Source organism: Kribbella sp. NPDC003505 (assembly GCF_040610875.1).
In the GTDB taxonomy this organism is placed as follows: domain Bacteria; phylum Actinomycetota; class Actinomycetes; order Propionibacteriales; family Kribbellaceae; genus Kribbella.
Genome location: NZ_JBEXNA010000007.1, coordinates 424,590 through 444,933, shown reverse-complemented (window position 1 = coordinate 444,933; position 20,344 = coordinate 424,590). Strand labels below are relative to the sequence as shown.

18 protein-coding genes are annotated in these 20,344 nt (G+C 69.4%); 5 read left to right on the top strand and 13 right to left on the bottom strand.

Translation table 11 applies throughout. The features are described from left to right. Positions 1-109: 109 nt before the first annotated feature. The 4 genes from ABZX12_RS26125 to ABZX12_RS26110 all read right to left on the bottom strand — a co-directional run bounded on the left by ABZX12_RS26125 (position 110) and on the right by ABZX12_RS26110 (position 4,113). The gene (locus ABZX12_RS26125) at positions 110-1,645 is read right to left on the bottom strand and encodes an AbgT family transporter (protein ID WP_355697183.1); all 1,536 of its coding nucleotides are present in this window, start codon (positions 1,643-1,645) and stop codon (positions 110-112) included. Then, complete coding sequence (locus ABZX12_RS26120; RefSeq protein WP_355697181.1) at positions 1,642-2,589, bottom strand: prolyl oligopeptidase family serine peptidase; 948 nt, start codon at positions 2,587-2,589, stop codon at positions 1,642-1,644. The genes ABZX12_RS26125 and ABZX12_RS26120 overlap by 4 nt, the downstream gene beginning before the upstream one ends. A gap of 94 nt (positions 2,590-2,683) precedes the next feature. Further along, a complete protein-coding gene (locus tag ABZX12_RS26115) occupies positions 2,684-3,427 on the bottom strand; it encodes a creatininase family protein (RefSeq protein ID WP_355697179.1) in 744 nt (247 codons plus the stop codon). Further along, positions 3,427-4,113 (bottom strand): GntR family transcriptional regulator, encoded by a 687-nt coding sequence (locus ABZX12_RS26110; protein ID WP_355697177.1) that lies wholly within the window; start codon positions 4,111-4,113, stop codon positions 3,427-3,429. Before ABZX12_RS26110 ends, ABZX12_RS26115 begins: the two co-directional genes overlap by 1 nt. A 95-nt stretch (positions 4,114-4,208) precedes the next feature. On the opposite strand from ABZX12_RS26110, the gene ABZX12_RS26105 reads away from it, so the two are divergent. Next, positions 4,209-4,691, top strand: coding sequence for a hypothetical protein (locus ABZX12_RS26105; protein ID WP_355697175.1), 483 nt, complete (start codon positions 4,209-4,211; stop codon positions 4,689-4,691). Between the two features lie 7 nt (positions 4,692-4,698). Here the strand turns inward: ABZX12_RS26105 and ABZX12_RS26100 are convergent, their stop codons facing one another. The 3 genes from ABZX12_RS26100 to ABZX12_RS26090 all read right to left on the bottom strand — a co-directional run bounded on the left by ABZX12_RS26100 (position 4,699) and on the right by ABZX12_RS26090 (position 7,954). Next, positions 4,699-5,511: a hypothetical protein gene (locus tag ABZX12_RS26100; RefSeq protein WP_355697174.1), complete on the bottom strand. Its 813-nt coding sequence runs from the start codon at positions 5,509-5,511 to the stop codon at positions 4,699-4,701. Next, entirely contained in the window at positions 5,508-6,053 is a 546-nt protein-coding gene (locus ABZX12_RS26095; protein WP_355697172.1) for a sigma-70 family RNA polymerase sigma factor, read from the bottom strand. Before ABZX12_RS26095 ends, ABZX12_RS26100 begins: the two co-directional genes overlap by 4 nt. A gap of 74 nt (positions 6,054-6,127) precedes the next feature. Beyond that, positions 6,128-7,954, bottom strand: a complete 1,827-nt coding sequence (locus ABZX12_RS26090; protein ID WP_355697170.1) for a 5'-nucleotidase C-terminal domain-containing protein — start codon at positions 7,952-7,954, stop codon at positions 6,128-6,130. 132 nt (positions 7,955-8,086) lie between these two features. On the opposite strand from ABZX12_RS26090, the gene ABZX12_RS26085 reads away from it, so the two are divergent. Then, positions 8,087-8,911: a polysaccharide deacetylase family protein gene (locus ABZX12_RS26085; protein WP_355697168.1), complete on the top strand. Its 825-nt coding sequence runs from the start codon at positions 8,087-8,089 to the stop codon at positions 8,909-8,911. On the opposite strand, the gene ABZX12_RS26080 is transcribed toward ABZX12_RS26085, so the two are convergent. The 3 genes from ABZX12_RS26080 to ABZX12_RS26070 are packed head-to-tail and all read right to left on the bottom strand — an operon-like array spanning position 8,908 to position 11,434. Continuing rightward, positions 8,908-9,501 (bottom strand): hypothetical protein, encoded by a 594-nt coding sequence (locus tag ABZX12_RS26080; RefSeq protein WP_355697166.1) that lies wholly within the window; start codon positions 9,499-9,501, stop codon positions 8,908-8,910. The two genes, ABZX12_RS26085 and ABZX12_RS26080, sit on opposite strands and share 4 nt — an antisense overlap. Before the next feature lie 26 nt (positions 9,502-9,527). Beyond that, entirely contained in the window at positions 9,528-10,217 is a 690-nt protein-coding gene (locus tag ABZX12_RS26075; RefSeq protein WP_355697164.1) for a hypothetical protein, read from the bottom strand. 23 nt (positions 10,218-10,240) lie between these two features. Further along, the gene (locus tag ABZX12_RS26070; RefSeq protein WP_355697162.1) at positions 10,241-11,434 is read right to left on the bottom strand and encodes a homogentisate 1,2-dioxygenase domain-containing protein; all 1,194 of its coding nucleotides are present in this window, start codon (positions 11,432-11,434) and stop codon (positions 10,241-10,243) included. A 69-nt stretch (positions 11,435-11,503) separates the two neighbouring features. Between ABZX12_RS26070 and ABZX12_RS26065 the strand changes: the two genes are divergently transcribed. From ABZX12_RS26065 to ABZX12_RS26055, 3 genes are all read left to right on the top strand, one after another. Further along, positions 11,504-12,367: a hypothetical protein gene (locus ABZX12_RS26065; protein ID WP_355697160.1), complete on the top strand. Its 864-nt coding sequence runs from the start codon at positions 11,504-11,506 to the stop codon at positions 12,365-12,367. Continuing rightward, positions 12,368-13,582 (top strand): fumarylacetoacetase, encoded by a 1,215-nt coding sequence (gene fahA, locus ABZX12_RS26060; RefSeq protein WP_355697158.1) that lies wholly within the window; start codon positions 12,368-12,370, stop codon positions 13,580-13,582. Positions 13,583-13,770: 188 nt separating this feature from the next. Next, the gene (locus ABZX12_RS26055; protein WP_355697156.1) at positions 13,771-17,523 is read left to right on the top strand and encodes an endo-alpha-N-acetylgalactosaminidase family protein; all 3,753 of its coding nucleotides are present in this window, start codon (positions 13,771-13,773) and stop codon (positions 17,521-17,523) included. 139 nt (positions 17,524-17,662) lie between these two features. On the opposite strand, the gene ABZX12_RS26050 is transcribed toward ABZX12_RS26055, so the two are convergent. From ABZX12_RS26050 to ABZX12_RS26040, 3 genes are read right to left on the bottom strand one after another with little or no spacing between them, the layout of a single operon-like run. Next, positions 17,663-18,907: a HAMP domain-containing sensor histidine kinase gene (locus tag ABZX12_RS26050; RefSeq protein ID WP_355697199.1), complete on the bottom strand. Its 1,245-nt coding sequence runs from the start codon at positions 18,905-18,907 to the stop codon at positions 17,663-17,665. 17 nt (positions 18,908-18,924) lie between these two features. After that, positions 18,925-19,623, bottom strand: coding sequence for a two-component system response regulator CseB (gene cseB, locus ABZX12_RS26045; protein ID WP_355697154.1), 699 nt, complete (start codon positions 19,621-19,623; stop codon positions 18,925-18,927). Positions 19,624-19,637: 14 nt separating this feature from the next. Further along, positions 19,638-20,237, bottom strand: a complete 600-nt coding sequence (locus ABZX12_RS26040) for a hypothetical protein (RefSeq protein ID WP_355697152.1) — start codon at positions 20,235-20,237, stop codon at positions 19,638-19,640. Between the last annotated feature and the right edge of the window lie 107 nt (positions 20,238-20,344).

Below are 20,344 nucleotides of genomic sequence, written 5' to 3'. Positions count from 1 at the left end.
CCGGCACCCCCTACAACGAAACAACCGCCTGGCCACAACACACCGAAACCCTCGCAGCTTGACACCCTTAGCTCATGGGATGTCTGTCGAGCTGCTCCTCTCCAGCTGGCTATCTCACCGGCGCCCCCGGGCCGAGGGGGATGCCTAGCGCCCACCAGGCCAGGAACAGGACGGTCCAGGCGATGGTCATTGCGACGGCGAGGGGGACGGTGTACGACGCGAGGGTGCCGACGCCGGCGTTCTTGCGGTAGCGCTGGAGGAAGCCCAGCGCCATCACGAAGTACGGGCTCATGGGGGTGATTGCGGTCGAGCCCGAGTCGGCGATGCGGAAGAGGGCCTGCGTGGTCTCGGCGGGGACGTTGAGCAGCAGCATCATCGGGACCAGGATCGGTGCGGTCAGTGACCACATCGCCGAGCCGCTGGTCACCAGCACGTTGATGATCGTCAGCAACGCGAGGATGCCCAGGAAGATCACCACCTTCGGCGCTCCGAGATCGCCGAGGATCCGGGCCGACTCCGCCGACAGCAGGTCGCCGAGGTTGCTCCAGTCGAAGTACGCGAGGAACTGCGCGATCGCGAAGAACAGCACCAGCACCGGCGCCATCTGCCTGATCCCCTCGGCCATCAGCTTCGGTACGTCGGCGGCGCGCTGGATCGCCCGCACCGTCACGCCGTACGCGATCCCGACCAGCCCGAAGAGGACCGCGACGACCATCGCGATGCCGTCGAGGAACGGCGAGTCGACGATGCTGCCGTCCTTGCCGCGCAGGGGTGAGTCGTGGGGCAGCAGTACGGCGACGATCGCGACGGCGGCGGCCAGGAACACGATCCCGGCCCGGCGCAGGCCCTTGCGCTCGGCAACGGACACGGACAGCTGGTCCGGGCCGTCGCCGGGCGCGTCCGGGTCGGCGTCGAGGTCGGGCCGCTTGCTCAGCACGAGCCGGGTGACCAGCGTGATCACCAGCGCGAGCAGCACCGACGAGGCGATGTTGAAGAACCAGTTCGACAGCACCGAGACGTGCGCGCCGGGGTCGATCGTACGGGCGGCGGCGGTGGTGATGCCGGCGAAGATCGCGTCGTTCGGCGTCGGGATCGGGCTGGCGTCGTACCCGGACGCGATCGCGGTGTACGCGACCACGATGCCGAGGATCGGCGACCGCCCGACCGCGCGGAACGCGAGCCCGCCGAGCGGTACCAAGATGATGTACGCCGCGGCCGACGCGACGTGCGCCATCGTGCCGGCGAACGCAACCGCGAACACCACCATCGACTGCGGCACCCGGGAGACGCTGACCCGCATCAGCGCCTGCAGGAACCCGGTCCGTTCGGCCAGCGCGACGCCCATGATCACGACCACGATCGTCGCCATCGGCGGGAACTCGGCGAAGTTCGAGATCGCCGTCGACACGGCCATCTGCAGGCCGTCCCCGGACAGCAGGTTCTGGACCGCGACCTCCTTGCCGTCCTTGGGCGAGACGACGGAAACGTCGAACGCGGACAGGATCGCGCTGATCACGGCCAACAGCGCGGACAGAATCCAGAACAGCCAGAACGGGTGCGGCAGCGCGTTCCCGATCCGCTCGATGACCGCCATCGCCCGGACGAGCCGGGGCAGCTCCCTCGTGTCGGTGGTCGTCGTACTCATAACTTGTGCGCCTTGAAGAACGCGCCGATCAGCTCGTGCGCCTCGAACGACTGGGTGACGTAGCCCGGCCCGGACGACGCGTCCGACCCCGGCCAGCTGTGGCCGCCGTCGGTCACCGCGACGTGGACGACATCCGCGTCGCAGCCACGGTAAGTGACCTTCAGTACGTCGGAACCGATGCGGCTGGTCTTCGGATCTGGGTCGCACTGGTCGCGGACGGACCAGTCGCGGACCCACGTCTGTACGTCGGGCAGGTCGCGCTGGCCGTCACCGCCGTACGGGATCGTCGTGTCGCCGGTGCCGTGGATGTCGAGCACCGGGACCGGGCGACTCGGTGCGCAGTGGGTGCCCTCGATGTAGAACGCGCCCGACACCGGGGCGATCGCCGCGATCCGGTCGGCGAGCCGGCAGGCGAGGATCCCGGTGAAGCCGGCGCCGTTGGACTTGCCGGTCGCGTAGACGGCCTTGGTGTCGACACAGTACGACGACTCCAGCTGGTCGAGCAGGTCCTCGGTGAACTTCACGTCATCGACGCCCGCGGCGGAGTACGGCGCGCCCTGCCAGGCCTGCTTGTTCTCGTCGCCGATCACACCGTTGGGATAGGCAACGATTGCGTCGAGTTTCGACAGGTCGGAGAACGCCTCGGTCTGCGCGCCGGTCTTGCCGCGGCCGTGGTACACGAGGATCAGCGACTGCGCCTTCGACGGCTTGTAGCTGTCCGGCACGTGCAAGCGGTACGTCCGGGTCAGACCGCCGCTGGCGACCGTGTAGTCGCCGCTCGGCGCGGCGGGCGTGCCGCAGCCGGAGCTGGGCGCACCGACAGCGGTTGCTGTCGGCAACGTGACGGCGGCGGTCACCAGAGCCGCCGACGCCAGCAAAGCGCCGACCCGGCGGGCCGTACGGCGACCGGTGTGGCTGGGGGTTTCAGGGCGTGCGAGGTTCATCAGGGGTGCCTCCTCGGGGCAGGCGGCCTGCGGGCGGGCAGGCTCGCGCCTGGACCTCCCTGAGCGAAGGTCCAGCAACTTGTGAACTGCGGCGTCAGGCCGCCAGCAACTCGGCGGCGAAGGCGGCTATCCGGTCGGCGGCGGACTCCACCAGGAGCCGGCCGTCCGCGGCGGTGGCGCGGCGGGGATCCCCCAGCACGCCACGCTTGTGGTACGCGTCGAACCCGACGGACAGCCGCGGTCCGCGCGACTGCCGGGAGAGCCGGGCAGTGGTGGTCAGGTCGTCCAGTGCGGTGGCGCCGGGCTCCAGGCGATCGGCCTGGACCAGCTCCGGCGCCAGGTACAACATCTGCGCGGTCTCCGCCTCGCCGGCGTGACCGTGGACCTCGCTGACGTCGCCGATCAGGTCGGACACCACGGAGGTGAGCGGGGTCCACGCGAACGTCAGGTCGGTCCGGACGTATTCCTGCGCGAGCACGGACAGGGCAGCGTTGTTCCCGCCGTGCCCGGTGATCACCAGGAACTGCCGCCAGCCGTGCTCGTGCAGGCTGGCCACCAGGTCGCGGAGGACCTGCATGAACGTTGCCGGCGACAACGTCATCGTCCCGGCGAAGGCCATGTGGTGCGGCGAGACGCCGTACGGCACCGGCGGGGCGATCACCGCACGCCCGGCCAGCCGCTCGGCCACCCGCTCGGCGACCCCGACGGCGCGGACGGTGTCGGTGGACATCGCCATCCCGCCGCCGTGCTGCTCCTGCGCGCCGACCGGGACGATCACCAGCGGAGACTCCCGGACAGCCGCTGCCGCCTCGTCGGTCGTCATCTCGGCGAGCTTCATCAGAACTCCGGGGCGGACTCGACGGCCTGGCGGATGTTGTCGAGGTGTTCACGGGTCAGGCGCTCGGCCTGTACGGCGTCCTGCGCGCGGACCGCCTCGACGATCGCCTGATGCTCCTGGTGGTCGCGTTCGCGATTGTCGTACAACGCGCGGATCTGCTGCTGCTCGCGGACCCGGACCTTCAGCAGCGAAGCCAGAACCTCGTGCAGCAAAGGGTTCCCGGACGCGGCGGCGAGCTCGACGTGGAAGTTCAGCGCGAACGCCGGACCGCCCGGCGGAACCAGCGCGTTGGTGACCGCGGCCTCCAGGCGCTCCAGGTTCTCCGGCCTGCGGGCGACGGCCGACTGCGCCGCCACCGCGGGCTCGATCACCAGGCGCGCGCCGATCAGCTGCAGCACCGAGTCCCTGGTGATCGGCGGCCGGTGCGGATTCGCCAGCACGACGTTGTTGATCGTCGGCCCGACGTACGTCCCGGAGCCGTGCCGGAACTCGACCGCCCCGGTCGCCTCGAGCTTCCGCAACGCCTCCCGCACCGTCGGCGTGGTGATCGCGAACCGCTTCGCCAACTCCCGCGCCGACGGGATCGCGTCACCGGGCCGCAGCCCGCCGTCGCGGATGATCCCGAGAATCGACTCGGTCAACCGGTCGGACAGACTGGGCGGCACCTCAGCAGCTGAGTAACTCACAAACTGACTAAATCACTTAGCCAATCATCCGGTCAAGGTTTCGGCGAGGACTTCTGTCCGGTCGCGGTGACCGTCGCACGCCGTACCTTTCTCGGATGGACACGCGGACCTGGGCGCGATCGATCGTCGGCACCGTCTTCCGCGCCCTGGGCATCGGTCTCGGTGTCGCGGTGGTGATCGGCGTGATCGTGATGATCGTCCAGTCCCGGAGCTGCGTTCCGGAAGAGGACTGCCTGGCCACGGTGGGCGGCATCGGGTACGGCGCCATCAGCGGCGGGATCACGGTCGCGCTCGCCGTACTGCTGCTGTCGATCCGCCGCGGCGTCGGCGCGATCTTCGGCGCCGGCGCCGCGGTCGGTTCGCTGGCCCTGCTCGCCACCCCCTGGGGCGCGATCTTCGGGTGGGCCGAGCCGCTCGTGCTCCTCGCGGCGATCGCGGTCTCCGTCGCCGGGGTCCTGCAACGCTGCCACCAGCCGGCCGGCGACGGCGGTCGCCGGTGGTCGCGACCTTCGCGGACCTCGATCCTGGTCGCGACCGGCGTCGTACTCCTCGGTCTGCTCCCCCTGTGCCTCGACTAGGGCCTACCTAGCGCTTGGGCGAGGCGAAGAGGATGACCTGCTTGTCCTTCACCAGGAAGCCGTCCTTGACGAAGTACGTCGGTGGCACCGTCTTCGGGGACGAAGTCGTGCCGTTCCCGGAGACGCGGTACTCCGGGACGGTGTACCCGCGCTGCTGCAGGATCGCCAGCACCTGTGAGACCCGGAGGTTGCGGTACTTCACGCCCTGCAAGGCCTCGCCGCGGCCGTCGATCGCTCCGGTGAAGGTGATCTGCTCACCGGGGCGGGCGGCGCGGGCGATGACGAGGGCCGCCTCGCCGGAGTAGTTCTTCGGAATCAGGAACTCCGGGACGCACGGGAAGGTCCCCGCCTGCGCACAACCCGGCGGGTCGTCGGTCTGCTTGATGTTCGGCGAGTCCGGCCCGAACACGGCCGCGGGACTCAACCCGACCGTCGACGGCGAGCCGGGCATGAGTTCGAGGGTGATGTTCAGGTGGTGCTTCTTGAACTCCTTGTTGTACCGAGCGCTGTCGGCGTACGGGTCGACGACGCGAACCCTCAGGTAATCCCCCTCGGCGTCGAACGACAACGCCGCGCCCAACGCCTCCTGCCGGGAGCCGCCCGGCAGTTCGACAACGGTGACCGCCGCGGCCACGACCACCGTGGCCGCAACGAGCGCCGGCACCAGACGACGCCGGACCCGGCTTTTGCGTGTCTTCACCGGGACCGGGGAGTTGCCGATCCGGGTCAGCATCTCGGCGCGACTCTCCTCGCCGACCGCGGTGGCCGGATCGTCGCCGGCGATCGGATCCAGGGTGCGGAGCAGGTCGATCGTGTTCATGCGCGTTCTCCTCGGGTGCGAGCGGGCTCACGGCCCGGTGTGGTCTGGCTCATCAGGCGCTCGAGCCGTCGGCGAGCGCGGTGCAGCCGGACAGTCGCCGTACTGCGTGAACAACCGAGAACTGCCGCGAGCTGCGCGGTGTCGAGCCCCTCCCACGCGACCAGCGACAGCAGTTCGCGATCGCGGTCGGACAACTGCCGGAAGACATCTGCGGCGTGCCGGACCTCGAGACCGGTCTCGGGATCGGCCGGCACCGAGCGGAGGTCGTCGCGGAGCTTGTCGGCCAGACCGTGCCGTCGCGTCTCACCCCGGCGGTGATTGGCCAGCACGCGGCGCGCCACGCCGTACAACCACGGCAGCGGGTGACCGTCGGGTATGTCGTCCAGTCGCCGCCAGGCGATCAGGAAGGTCTCGGCCAGAAGATCCGCCGCGTCGGCTCGCACATCAAGCCGCCGCACGAAGTATCGAAGCACGTCGTCGTGATGCTGGACGAACAACCGCTCGAAGCCCGCCAGCCGGGTCCCCGGGGGAGGATCGTCCATCAGATCCCTCTCCCGGGGCCGTGTCTGTGTTCGCGTCATACCCCGTCTCTGTCCGGGATGCCGCGATTCTTACCTCAGCCGGTGACCGTGATCGGGGAACCGTTGGAGATCAGCGACCAGTCGGTGGTGTGGAAGGTGTTCGGGTCGACCGTGCCGGTCGCGGTCACGTAGTCGATCATCAGTTGGCGGATCTCGACCTGGCGGTTGTAGACGACCGGGGCGGTCTTGACGTGCGGGAAGTTGCCGCCGCCGGACTGGCGGTAGTTGTTGACCGCGACCACGAACTGCTGGTCGGCGGCCACCGGCGTGCCGTCGTACGCGAGGCCGGTGATCCGCGAGCCCACCGGCTTGGCGATGTCGATCTTGTACGTGAGCGGCTTGCTGAGGCCGCCGAGGATGTCGTAGTTGTAGTCCGGCGTGCCGTTCGGCGCGGTCGAGGTCGGGGCGTTGGTGACCTGGTCGGACGGGAACGGACCGGTCCCGGTGACCTGCTTGAAGTACTGCGCGGAGAACTCCAGGTAGTCCTTGATCTGCGCGCCCGTCATCGTCACTCCGAGCAGCGTGTTGTCGAAGACGTACAGCCCGGCCACGTCCCGCACCGACACGTCCCCGGCCGGGATCGCCGCGGCCCGGTTGAACGGCGCCGCGATCGCGAGCACCGGCAGCGACGCCTGCGGCGTACCGGCGAGCGCCTTCGACACCGCGTCGGCCTGGACGAAGTTCACGAAGTCGAGCGCCGCGGTGTCCTCCCACGGCGCGGTGGCCGCGGACATCGCCTCGGTGCAGGTGCCGATCTTCGAGTTCACGTACTCGACGACCTTGTCGTGGTCCTTCTGCAGCAGCGCGACGACGTCCGGGTCGGCCGCGACGGAGTTCGCGTTCAGCACCTGGCTGTGCCGGCCGACGACCTTCCACTGCCCGCGGACCTTCTCCAGGTCGAGGTCGAACAGCGACAGCCGCATCCCCCACTTCAGCGGCTCGCTCAGCACCACCTGCTCGCCGGTGGTCTTGTTCGTGACGAGCCGCTCGGGGATCTCCAGGTGCGCGTGCCCGACCAGGACGGCGTCGATCCCCGGGACGGTCTCGGCCATCAGCACCGACGCGTTCTCCGGGTACGGCAGCGCGTCGCCGTACGACGACGACAGGTCCATCCCGGAGTGCACCGAGGCGATCACGACGTCGGCGCCGGCCTGCCGGACCCGCGGCGCCCAGATCTTGGCCAGCTCGACGATGCCGCCGAACTTCAGCTTGTTCTCGACGTTCGCCTTGTCCCAGATCGCGATGCCGGGGTTGGTCAGCCCGAGGATGCCGACGGTGATCGGCTTCTCCCCCGGCACGTGCACCCGCTTCAGCGTGTACGGCGGGAACACCGGCAGGCCCGTGGTCCAGTCCTGGGCGTTCGCGCCGAGCAGCGGGAACCGCAGCTGCCGCTGGAACCTGCGGAGGATGTCGAGCCCGTAGTTGAACTCGTGGTTGCCGAGCGCGGCGGCGTCGTACCCGATGCGGTTCATCGCCGCGGCCATCGGGTGGGTGTGGCCGCCGGTGATGGGCTCGATCTTCGCGAAGTAGTACGCCAGCGGGGTGCCCTGGATCGTGTCGCCGGCGTCGAGCAGCAGCGGGCGCGGCGCGTGCCGGTCCGCGGCGATCCGGTCCCGGACCGCGCTGACCAGGGTGGAGATCTTGGCCAGGCCGATGTCGTTGTGCGCGCTGTCGTCGTACTCGGTGTTCTTGAAGTAGTCCCAGTTGAAGACGTTGCCATGCAGGTCGGTGGTGCCCATCACGGTCAGCCGGACGGTCTTCCCGGGCCCGTGCCCCGAGGTGCCGCCGGCGTACGCCGGGACCGCCTGGAAACCGGCCGCGGCCAGCGCTGCCGCTCCGCCGATCACCGTACGTCGGGTCATCCTCGTCTGCTCCGTCATCGCCCCGCCTCACAGGTCAACTCGCCGGGATCTCCGGCCCAGGAGCACACGATACGGCCGACACACCCCCACCCCGTGAACCGATGCCCCCGGCCAGGCGGGAAGATACCCCTCATGACCAAGCCGCCCGGCAAACTGCTGCCGTTGGTCGCCGCCCTCCTCTGCGGTGCCGTCCTCGCCCAAGCCGCCACGCCCTCCGACCACTCCGTCACGTCCGCTGCCGCGCCCGTCACCCAGACGCCGAGCCACGGACTCCAGCCCGGCACCTCCAAGCGAGGCGAGCCGTCGTCGACCAAGCAGGCCACGCAATCCACGCAATCCACACAGTCCACACAGTCCACGCAACCGGCCGCCAAACCGGCGGTTGCCAAGCCGCCGGCCGACGACTGGAACCTCGCGGCGCACGGGAAGGTGCTCTATCTGACCTTCGACGACGGTCCGCAGCGCGAGTGGACGCCGAAGGTCCTGCAGGTGCTGCGCAAGCACAAGGCGCAGGCGACGTTCTTCGTGCTCGGCATCCAGGTGGCGCAGTACCCGGAGCTGCTCGCGGCCGAGCGCGCCGCGGGGCACCAGGTGGGCAACCACACGTGGGACCACAAGACGCTGACCCTGCTGCCGGACGCGAAGGTGCGGCAGGAGATCGCCACCGGCGTGAAGTCCAAGTGCCTGCGGCCGCCGACCGGCGCGACGAACGCGAAGATCGCAGCCATCGCGGCGGCGTACCGGCAGCGGCAGGTGCTCTGGGACGTCGACACGAAGGACTGGGAGAAGCCCGGCGCCGCGCACATCGAGCACGCGATCCTGGCCGGCGCCCGTCCCGGCGCGATCATCTTGATGCACGACGGCGGGGGCAACCGCTCCCAGACGGTCGCCGCTCTCGACCGGGCCTTGACCAAACTCACCAAGCTCGGCTACACGTACCGCGCCCTACCCTGTTAGCGCACGACCGCGGCGTTGCCGTTGGAGAAGTAGCGCAGGGCCTGGTCGATCGCCTCGACGGACTGGTCGAGTGACGGTACGCCGTAGAGGCCGCCGTTCTTGACGAACTTGCTGGGCTGCAGCGTGGCCCGCGCGGCCGGTTGGTCGAGACCGCTGACTCCGGGGCTCGTCGCTGTCACGCCGCGCTGCAGGACGACCCGCAGCACAGGCTGACCGGCCCGCCGCTCGCGCCGGAAGCCGATCACCGCAGGCCACGGCAGTACGACGGGAGCGGGCGCGCCCTCGACGCCGAGCTCGAGCGCGGCCGGCGTCATACGGATCGCGTACGGCGGGAGGTCCGCCCCGGCGTACCAGCGCTGCTGCCGGAAGGACTGGACGACGCTGACGAGCGGCAGCAGCAGCGACGCGATCATCAGCAGGCCGATGTACCGGGCGTCGCCGAGCAGGATCATCAACCACACCGAAAGCGCCAGGCCGACCGCGGTTGTGACCACCACGATCGCGCCGCCGATCAGCCGGATCCGGCGGACGACGGCGCGGCGGCGCAGCACCTCATCGCGCCGCAGGCCGACCACGAAGCTCTCGTTCATCCTCTCGAGCTTCGCAGGCGGGCAGGTCAGCGCTGGATGCCTGCGGCGCCGTTGGAGAAGTGTTTGAGCGCCTCGTCGATGACGTGCACCGGCTGGTCGAGGGCCTTGACCAGGAACATGCCGGTCGGGCGGAGCAGCGGGTTCGGCTTGACGACGCTCCGGACCGACGGCTGGTCCAGGCCGCGGACGCCGGCGGTCGTCGCACTCACGCCGCGGGCCAGGGCCAGGTCCAGCGTGTACTGGCCGAGCAGCTTGTGCTGTGTGAAGCCGCGGACGGTCGCCCACGGCAGCACGACCGGGTACGCCGCTCCGTCGCAGGCCAGCTCGAGTCCCTTGGCGGAGATCCGCATCGCCACCGGCGGCAACTCGTTCGTGGCGTACCACTTGGTCCGCTCGGCCTGCAGGCGATACACCAGCACGGTGCTGAGCACCAGCGGGATCATTGCCAGGATCAACAACAACGCGAACGGCCACATCCCGGACCCACGGAACGCGACCAGCGCGTAGAGCGCGGCGGCGATGCCGATCACGCCGAGCGCGAGCGTCACCCACCCGCCCCGCCGCTCGACGGTCCGCACCACCTCACGCCGGCGCAGCACGGCCTCGCGGTCGACACCGACCACGAACGGCCGTCCGGGATCGTGCGGTGGCTCCTGCACCAGCACCTCCGGACTGTCCTCTGTGACCTGCGAAACCGCGTCCCCGTCCTCACTCACAGGGGACAGAATCGCACAGACGCTCAGTCCTTGCGGCGACCCGCCCAGGTCCAGGCGTAGACGCCGTCGTCGACGGCCTGGCCGCCCTCGCCCAGTTCCAGCGGCCGGAAGGTGTCGACCATCACCGCGAGTTCCTCGAACCGCTCCGCGCCGAGCGACGCCTCGATCGCCGACGGCTGCGGGCCGTGCGCGTACCCGCCGGGGTGCAGCGAGATCGACCCGAGCCCGATCCCGGAGCCCTTCCGCGCCTCGTAGTCGCCGCCGCAGTAGAACATCACCTCGTCGGAGTCGACGTTCGAGTGGTAGTACGGCACCGGCACCGACAGCGGGTGGTAGTCGACCTTCCGCGGCACGAAGTTGCAGACCACGAAGTTGTACCCCTCGAACACCTGGTGCACGGGCGGCGGCTGATGCACGCGCCCGGTGATCGGCTCGAAGTCGCTGACGTTGAACGTGTACGGGTACAGGCAGCCGTCCCAGCCGACCACGTCGAACGGGTGCGTCGCGTACGTCATCCGCGACCCGACGATCCCGCCGGCCCCGTTCCCGCGGTGCTTGACCAGCACCTCGACGTCGGTGCCCTCCACCACGAGCGGCTCGGCGGCCGGATGCAGGTCGCGCTCGCAGTACGGCGAGTGCTCGAGGAACTGGCCGTACCGGGACAGGTAGCGCTTCGGCGGCGCGATGTGCGAGTTCGCCTCGATGCAGTACGCGTGCACGCCCTCGGGCCCGGGCAGCCAGCGGTGCGTGGTCGCGCGCGGGATGATCACGTAGTCGCCCTGGACCGCGTTCAGGACGCCGAACACGGTCTCCACGGTCGCCGAACCCTTCTCGACGTACACGCACTCGTCGCCGATTGCGTTGCGGTAGTACGGCGACGGCTGCTCCGCGACGGCGTACGAGATCCGGACGTCGCCGTTGCCGAGGACGAGCCGCCGGTCCTCCACGGCGTTCGACTTGGAGGTGTCGGTGAACAGGTCGTGCAGCTTCAGGTGCCGCGGCGTCAGCGGATGGTTCGCGACGGTGGCGAGGTCCGGCAGGTCCCATACCTGTGAGTCGACGATCGCCGACGGTACGCCGGCGTGGTACAGCAGCGAGGAGTCCGACGAGAACCCCTCCTCGCCCATCAGCTCCTCGTAGTACAGCCCGCCGTCCGGCTTCCGGAACTGCGTGTGCCGCTTGGGTGGAACCTCGCCGACCTGCCGGTAGTACGCCATCTCATCCTGCCTATCCGATAATCGAACGCTTGCGTCCGCTTACCGAAAGCATCCGTTAGGCTCTGGAGCATGTCAACCGTCCCTGCCCTGTTCCGGCACCTGGTCGACGACGCGTCGATGTTCCCTCCGGGCAACCTGCCGCTGGCCGAGGCCGTCGCCACGCACCAGGCGCACCGCGTGGCGCCGTACGCCGACCTGGTCGGCCCGTTCGTCTGCACCGACCAGGACCTGATGAAGGTCGCTGAGGCGGCTGCGCGCGCGAAGCCCGGCGGGGTGCCCGGCCCGCTGCGGGTGTCGGTGGTGATCTCCGGAGGCGCCGGCGGGATCGAGCCGGCTGTGCGGTGGGGTGATCGCTCCAAGGACGTCGAGGTGACCGCGGTCGAGGTGCGGTTGCGGGACGAGGACGATCTGTCCCGCAACGCGCTCCGCGTGGTCCGGGCGTGCGACGACTGTCTCGACGAGGAGACGGCGTACGTCGAGATCGGCCTGGAGGGCGCCTGGGAACGCGCGCTGGACGTCGTCGCCGACGCCGGCTACGCCGCCAAGCTCCGCACCGGCGGCCTCGACGCGTCGCTGTTCCCGTCGGAGGACCAGGTCGCCGCGTTCGTCACCGCCTGCCTCGACCGCGAAGTGGCCTTCAAGTGCACCGCCGGGCTCCACAACGCGGTCCGCCATACCGCGGTGGACTCGGGTTTCGAGCACCACGGCTTCCTGAACGTGCTGCTGGCGACCCGCGCCTCACTGGACGGGGCGTCCACCGACGAGGTGGCCGCCGTCCTGGCCGAGCGACAGGGCGCCGGGCTGGCGGTGCGCGCACGCGAACTCTCCGACGAGCAGGCGGCGAGCACCCGCCGGTGGTTCACGTCGTTCGGCTCGTGCAGCATCGAGGAGCCACGCACCGACTTGACGACCTTGCGCCTGATGGAGGACTGAATGAGCTGGATCGAGATCCCGGACGGTTCGCCGTTCGGGCCGGACAACCTGCCGCTCGGCGTGTTCCGGCACGGGGACGAGGAGCCGCGGGTCGGCGCCGCGATCGGCGACCAGATCATCGATCTCGCGCCGGTCGCGTCCGCGCAGATGCTGGACGGCGCGCAACTGTTCGCCGAACCGGCGCTGAACCCGTTCCTCGCGCTCGGCCGCCCGGCCTGGCAGGCCACCAGGAACTGGCTGCTCGACCTGGTCCGGAACCCCAACGACCGGGACGTCGTCGAGCCGCACCTGATCCCGCAGTCCGCGGTCACCATGCAGCTGCCGTTCGAGGTCGGCGACTACGTCGACTTCTACGCCTCCGAGCAGCACGCATCGAACCTCGGCCGGCTGTTCCGCCCGGACTCCGAGCCGTTGCTGCCGAACTGGAAGCACCTCCCGGTCGGGTACCACGGCCGGGCCGGCACGGTCGTTGTCAGCGGCACCGACATTGTCCGGCCGTCCGGTCAGCGCAAGGCGCCGGACGCCGCGGCGCCGACCTTCGGACCCTCGCAACGGCTCGACATCGAGGTCGAACTCGGCTACGTGGTCGGGACGCCGTCGACGCTCGGAAAGCCTGTGTCCGTTGCCGATTTCGAGGAGCATGTGTACGGCGTGGTCGTCGTCAACGACTGGTCCGCGCGCGACCTCCAGGCCTGGGAGTACGTCCCGCTCGGCCCGTTCCTCGGCAAGTCCTTCGCCACGTCGATCTCACCCTGGGTCGTCTCCCTCGACGCCCTCGCCGCGTCCGCCGTACCGCTTCCGGCGCAGGACCCGCCCGTGCTTCCGTATCTCGCCGGACCCAATCTGACGAACTTCGACATCACGTTCGAAGTCAGGCTGAACGGCCAACTGGTGAGCTCCCCGCCGTACCGCGACATCTACTGGTCCGCCGCGCAGATGCTCGCCCACATGACCGTCAACGGCGCCACCGTCCGTACCGGTGACCTCTACGCCTCCGGCACCGTCAGCGGCGCCCAGAAGAACCAACGCGGCTCCTTCATCGAGCTGAGCTGGGGCGGTCGCGAGCCGCTGATCGTCGACGGCAGGCAACACACCTTCCTCGAGGACGGCGACGAGGTCACCATCACCGCCTGGGCGACCACAGCCAGCGGATCCCGCCTCGGCCTCGGCGACGTCACCGGCCGCATCACCCCCGCCCACACCCCACCAGCCTGACCCTCCGCGCCCCTCCGCCCCCACACCACTCCCGCCGACGTCTTTGGGCCCTCACCGACCATCCGCGAGCGGCCGAAACGGTTGGCGCGAGCCCAAAGTGGACCCTTCGAGCGGAAAAGTGGAGTGAAGATGTTCATTAGTGTTTGTTTCTCTTGACGAACTTGCGGTTGCGTGCGAACTTTCTCGACATGAAACGTTCAGTGGGGTGTGGAGTACTGGCTGTAGCCCTGGCCGCCGGTGTGCTGAGCGTGCCCTCCGGGGCGCACGCCGCCGGTGAGCTGACGCTGCGGTCCGCGGAATTGACGGTCACCGTCGGGTCGGACTTCCCGCGCGTGATCAAGTACGTCGACAACGCCTCCGGGCAGTCCCTCGGCGGACAGCCGGACGCGCTCTCGACGGTCACGATCGACGGCACGGCCCGCACCGCGCATCTCGCGGCGGCGCCGGCGGTCGACGGCGGGCGCGCGTCGTACACGCTGGCCTTCGACGCCCTGCCCGGTGTCGAGCTGGACGCCAGCCTGAGCCTGGCCGGCCGGGTGACGACGTTCGCGATCGACGCGGTGCGCGACACCGACGCGAGCCGCGTGCACACGATCGACATCCCCGACCACGACCTGGTCTCGGTGGCGAGCACGGACGCCGGCGCGACCACCGCGTTCACCACGCTGGACCCGGACTCGACGCGCACGGCCGACAAGATCACGCCGATCACCGCGGCCACTCCGGGCGAGGCGGCCGCGACCGGCGCGACGTACGCATTCGTCAACACCAGCGGCCTGGCGGCGGGCATCGAGTCGAACTCGACGTACGACAAGCCGTCCGGGCAGTCGGTCGACGACGGCGCCCGGTTCTGGCACCGCGCCCGCAAGGCCTCCGACGGCAGCACCCGCGTCGGCGTCTGGAGCGGCCAGTGGACGTACCGCGCCGACACGTCGCCGTACACCGAGGCGCTGCCCTGGGCGAAGGTCGTCGTCACCCCCGACGCGAACCAGGACCAGACCGTGGACTGGGAGGACGGCGCGGTCGCGTTCCGCTCGATCATGACCGAGCCGAACGGCGGCGACCAGGTGAAGAATCGGGTGGTCACGCACATCCCGTTCAACTTCGCCAGCCAGGCCACGCACCCGTTCCTGCGCACGCTCGACGACGTCAAGCGGATCTCGCTGGCGACCGACGGCCTCGGCCAGCTGGCGATCCTCAAGGGGTACGGTGCCGAGGGCCACGACTCCGCCCATCCGGACTACGGCGGCAACTACAACACCCGCGCCGGCGGCCTCACGGACCTGAACACGTTGCTGACGCAGGGCAAGTCCTGGAACGCGGCGTTCGGCGTCCACGTGAACGCGACCGAGTCCTACCCCGAGGCCAACGCGTTCAGCGAGGAGCTCATCGACAAGAACGCCAAGGGCTGGAACTGGCTGAACCAGAGCTACTACATCAAGCAGCGTCCGGATCTTGCCTCCGGCAACATCGTGAAGCGGTTCCAGCAGCTCCGCGACGAGACCGACAAGAACCTGCAGGAGCTCTACATCGACGTGTATTACCAGTCCGGCTGGCTCGCCGACGGCCTGACCCGGCAGCTCGCCGGCCAGGGCTGGCAGGTCGCGACCGAGTGGGCCGACCGGCACGAGCGGACGTCGCTGTGGTCGCACTGGGCCAACGACCTGGACTACGGCGGACCGACCAACAAGGGCCTGAACTCGAAGATCATCCGGTTCGTCCGCAACCACGAGAAGGACGTCTGGAACAGCGACCCGATCCTCGGTCAATCCGCCATCGTCGAGTTCGAGGGCTGGACCGGGGAGACCGACTGGAACGCGTTCTACGCCAACATCTGGCAGCGCAACCTGCCCGCGAAGTTCCTGCAGCAGCAGAAGATCCTGGACTGGAACAGCACCGACATCACCTTCAGCGGCGGCATCCGCGGTGCGGTGGAGAACGGCAAGCGGACCGTGTACGCCGGGAACGCGAAGGTGCTCGACGGCGACAAGTACCTGCTGCCTTGGGACAACAACAAGAAGCTGTACCACTACAACCCGGCCGGCGGCCGCACCACCTGGCAACTGCCCGCCGCATTCGCCGGCGTCAGCACCTTCACCGCCTACCAACTGTCGGACACCGGCCGCACCAAGCCGACCACCATCCGGGCCCAGCACGGGACCGTCACGCTCGACGCGATCCCGGGCAAGCCGTACGTGATCTACCCGGTGGCCGCGCCCAGCCCGAGGAACCCTGCCTGGGGTGAGAGCAGCCATGTCCAGGACCCCGGTTTCAACGCCGGCAACCTGGACGCTTGGAACCCCACCGGCGGCACGAAGATCGCCGGCCTCGAGAACGGCCAGCACGTGGCCCAGCTCGGTACGAAGGCATCGTCGATCCGCCAGCGTCTGACCGGCTTGACCGACGGTCGCACGTACAGCGCGTCCGCGTGGGTGGAGGTCGAACCCGGAAAGTCACGGACGACGACACTCGCCGTGGACGGCGTCCGCAACCAGGTCAGCCGCTCGACTGCGCAGAACATGGTTGCCTCCGACGACAAGCACGAGGCGTACTACCAGCGGGTGCGAGTCCTCTTCGAAGCAAAGGGAAGCACCGCTGACCTGACCATCTCCGCAGCTGCAGGCGCGCCGCAGGTGCGCGTGGATGATGTCCGGGTCGTGGAGACCCAGCGTGCTGCGGCAGGGCTGGTCGACGACTTCGAGAACGTCGATCAGGGCTGGGGCCCGTTCGTGAAGGGTGATGCCGGCGGCGTCACGGATCCACGGACGGTGCTCGCGCCGAAGCACGCGCCGTACACCCAGGCGGGCTGGAACGGGAAGCTCGTCGACGACGTGCTCGACGGCAACTGGTCGCTCAAGTCGCACGAGGAGAACCAGGGCCTCGTCTACCGGACCGCGCCGTGGACGGTGAACTTCCAGCCGGGCCACAAGTACAAGGTCAGCTTCGACTACGAGAGCGGCCGCGCCGGCCAGTACGCGTGGGTCCAGGGTGTCGACCGGCCGGCGTCCGTCGAGGTGAAGTCAACCCCGATCGGCGAGCAGCGAACCAAGGCGACGTTCGGCCAGGAGTTCGTGGCCGGGTGCGGCGGGGACTACTGGGTCGGTCTGCGCAAGCTCACCGACGGCGGCGACCAGGCCGACTTCGTCATCGACAACTTCGCGGTCACCGATCTCGGGACCACGTCGGAGCCGGCGGACTGCACCTCGGTCGCGGTGTCCGGGCTGACCGGTCTCGTGTCCGGCGAGGCGAACACGGTGACCACCACGTTCACCAACAACGATGTGGTTGCCGCGAACAACATCACGCTCGGCCTCACCGCGCCCGACGGCTGGATCGTCACCGCGACCACGCCGGCGACGTACGCGACCGTTGCCGCGGGCACCAGCGTCACGACGACGTGGGACGTGACTCCCCCGGCCGGTACGCCGGAGGGCAAGTACCCGCTGACCGCGACGGGTGGTCAGGCGACGATCAGCGCCGAGGCCACCGTGCTGCCGCCGGGGATCGTTCCGCAGTCCCGGATCAAGGTGGTGGACGTCAGCAGCGAGGACGTCGCCACGGGCGGCGCCGCGACGATGGCGCTGGACGGAAACCCCAGCACCATCTGGCATTCCGCCTGGTCGCAGGTCAGTACGCCGGCCGGATACCCGCACTACATGACGCTCGACCTCGGATCGACGTATCAGGTGAACGGATTCAGCTACCTGCCCCGGCAGAGCGGCACGAACGGGATGTTCAAGGGGTACGAGATCTACGTCAGCGCCGACGGCCAGGACTGGGGTACGCCGGTCGCGACGGGCCAGTTCCCGAACTCCACCGCCGTCCAGAAGCTGGACTTCACGCCCAAGCCCGGCCGGTACGTGAAGTTCGTCGGCACCAGCTCGCTCAACGGCGCCGTCTTCGGCTCCGCCGCGGAGTTCAACGTCTACGGCGTGCACTGACGCGGGTCAGGGAACAGCCGCCGGGGTCTGGAGACAGGAAATTGCCTGTCTCCAGACCCCGTGCGTTGTCCTCAACCCCGTGGTGCGGGCTACTTGGTGATGGTCACCGAGACCGGCGCGGACCTACCGGCAAAGGTTGTTACGGCTCCGTCTCAGGTCCGGCCGGAAGAACCAGCCGGGCGAGCGCGCCGCCGCCCGGCGCCTCGCCGAACGTCAGCTCGGCGCCCAGCACCTTGGCGTGGCCGGCGGCAATGGTCAGGCCGAGGCCGTGCCCCACACCGCGCTCGGCCATCCCGGACCGGAACCGGCGCGGGCCCTCGGCAATCAACTCCTCGGGATACCCGTTGCCATGGTCAACGACCTCGACGGTCCGGCCGCTGACCGTGACCTCGACCGGCGGCTTGCCGTGCCGCAGCCCGTTGACGATCAGGTTGGCCAGGATCCGCTCGATCCGCCGGGAGTCGGTCGACACCGTCTCGTCGGGCCCCGCCTGGCACACGACCACGCTGTCCGGGGCGAGCGCCTGCTGCATCCGCAACCGACCGACCGCCGAGCCGACGAACGCACCGAGGCCGACCAGCTCCAGGTCGGCCTGCTCCACCCCCGAGTCGAACCGCGCGATCTCGAGCAGATCCTCGACCAGCCGCCGCAGTACCTTGGCCCGGTCGCGCACCAGCTCACTAGGACGGCCCGGCGGAAGCAACTCGGCCGCGGTGGTCAGGCCGGTCACCGGCGTCCGCAGGTCGTGGGCGACGTCCGCGGTGAAGCGCCGCTCTGCCTCGAGCTGACCGCGCAGCGAGCTCGCCATCGTGTCCAGGGCGGTCGCCAGCGACTGCACCTCGTCCTTGCCCTTGCCGACGGCTTCCGCCGCGGACGCGTCCAGGTCGCCGGCCGCGATCCGCCGCGCCGTGCCCGCGACCGCGACGATCCGTTTCGACAGGCTGCCGGCCAGGATCACGCTGACCAGCGCGACCAGTGTCACGGTGCCGATCCCGCCGAGGATCAAGGCCTGCTGCAACGCCTTCATCGAGTCGTCGGTGCTCTCGTAGTCCTGCTCGATCGAGAGCACCTTGCCGTCCTTGACCGCGACCGCCGCCCACATCTTCGCGTGCGGCGATCCGGTCTTGAACGTGGCGCGCTTGCCTTCGAGCACGGCCTCGCGCAGCTGCGGCGGCAGGTCCGGATCGTCGACCTTCGCCCCGAACACCGGTACGTCGTTGGTGTCGTAGCTCTGCGCCGCGAGCTGGATCCGCTCGTCGGCGAAGCTGCGCGTGCGGTCCAGCCGGGCCGACTGGGCCTGGGTGTAGACCGCGACGCACAGCACCAGGATCGCGAGCGACGAGACCAGCAGGAAGATGAGACCGAGCTTGCCGCGCAGTCCCATCACTCAGGGCCCATCCGCTAGGCCCGGAGCTTGTACCCGAAGCCGCGGACGGTTTCGATGCGGTCGGCACCGATCTTGGTCCGCAGCCGCTGCAGGTGGACGTCGACCAGCCGGCCGTCGCCACCCCACTCGTAGTCCCAGACCCGCTGCAGCAGCGTCGACCGGCTCAGCACCACACCCGGGTTGTTCGCGAACTCGATGAGCAGCTTGAGCTCGGTCGGCGTCAGCTGGACGGTCTGGCCGCCACGCCGCACCTCCAGCGCCTCGCGGTCCAGCTCCAGGTCGCCGAACGACTCCACGCCGGAGCCGGCCGCCGGAGCCGGGCGCTCCGGGTCCGAGACCGCGCGCCGCATCACCGCCCGCAGCCGTGCCACCAGGACCTGGGTGTCGAACGGTTTGGTCACGTAGTCGTCCGCGCCCGCTTCCAGGCCGAGGACGACGTCGAGCGCGTCACCGCGGGCGGAGACCATCACGATCGGGACCGTGCTGGTCTCGCGGATCCGTCGGCACACCGAGATCCCGTCCAGCCCGGGCAGCATGATGTCCAGCATCACGACGTCCGGGTGGATCTTCTCGAATCGCTCGATCGCCTCCAGGCCGTCCTCGGCCGTGGTCACGTCGTAGCCGTGACGCTCGAGGGTCAGTTGGGTCGCCTCACGAATCACCGCGTCGTCCTCGACCATGAGGATCTGCGCTGCCGGTTCTTCCGGTACCACGAACTTCAGTCTCCCTACTGATCCGTCGAGCTCACCTTGATCATCTGCCGGCCGTTCCAACGGTAGACCTCGACCCGCCGGCCCGACGGGCAGCAGACCGGGTCGTCGATCGTCCAGATCTTCGACTCGACCACCAGGTCACCTTGCGGGCTGGCGTTCACGGTCGGTTGCTCGACGTCCAGGATCCAGACCGGTCGCGGGCCCGAGGGCCCGACGGCGATCAGGAAGATACCGAAGACGAACTTCTCCAGGGTATGGATGAGGATTATCTGTTGGGGTGTACCGCTGTGCAATACATCAACGGTCTTACCCCTGCTGAGGCAACGCGAAATCACGGTGCAATTCGAGAGCACCGACCGCGGGTACCTGCCGAGCCGCGGGTCGGCGAGCAGCGCGGCCCGGACTTTGTACAGGTCAACGGCCACTTCGGGGGTCCGCCCGGGGTGCGGGGAAGTGCTGTTGGTACCGAACGCGACCGTCGGCGTCGGGGTGTCCGGCGGGGGCGACTCAGGCCCTTCGACCCGCAGACCGCCGCCGTTCGCACACGCGGACAGCACTGCCGTCGCGACCACGGCGGCGACAGCAGGCAGCACGGTGCGGCGCCACAGACCCATCGGGCGCCTCCTACCCTGCATCCGGTCCCCCCGCGAATTCGTACACGTCCTCACTTCCATGGTCCTGGCCCGACGTCACAGTCGACGGGCACGGACGTCGAGTGGCC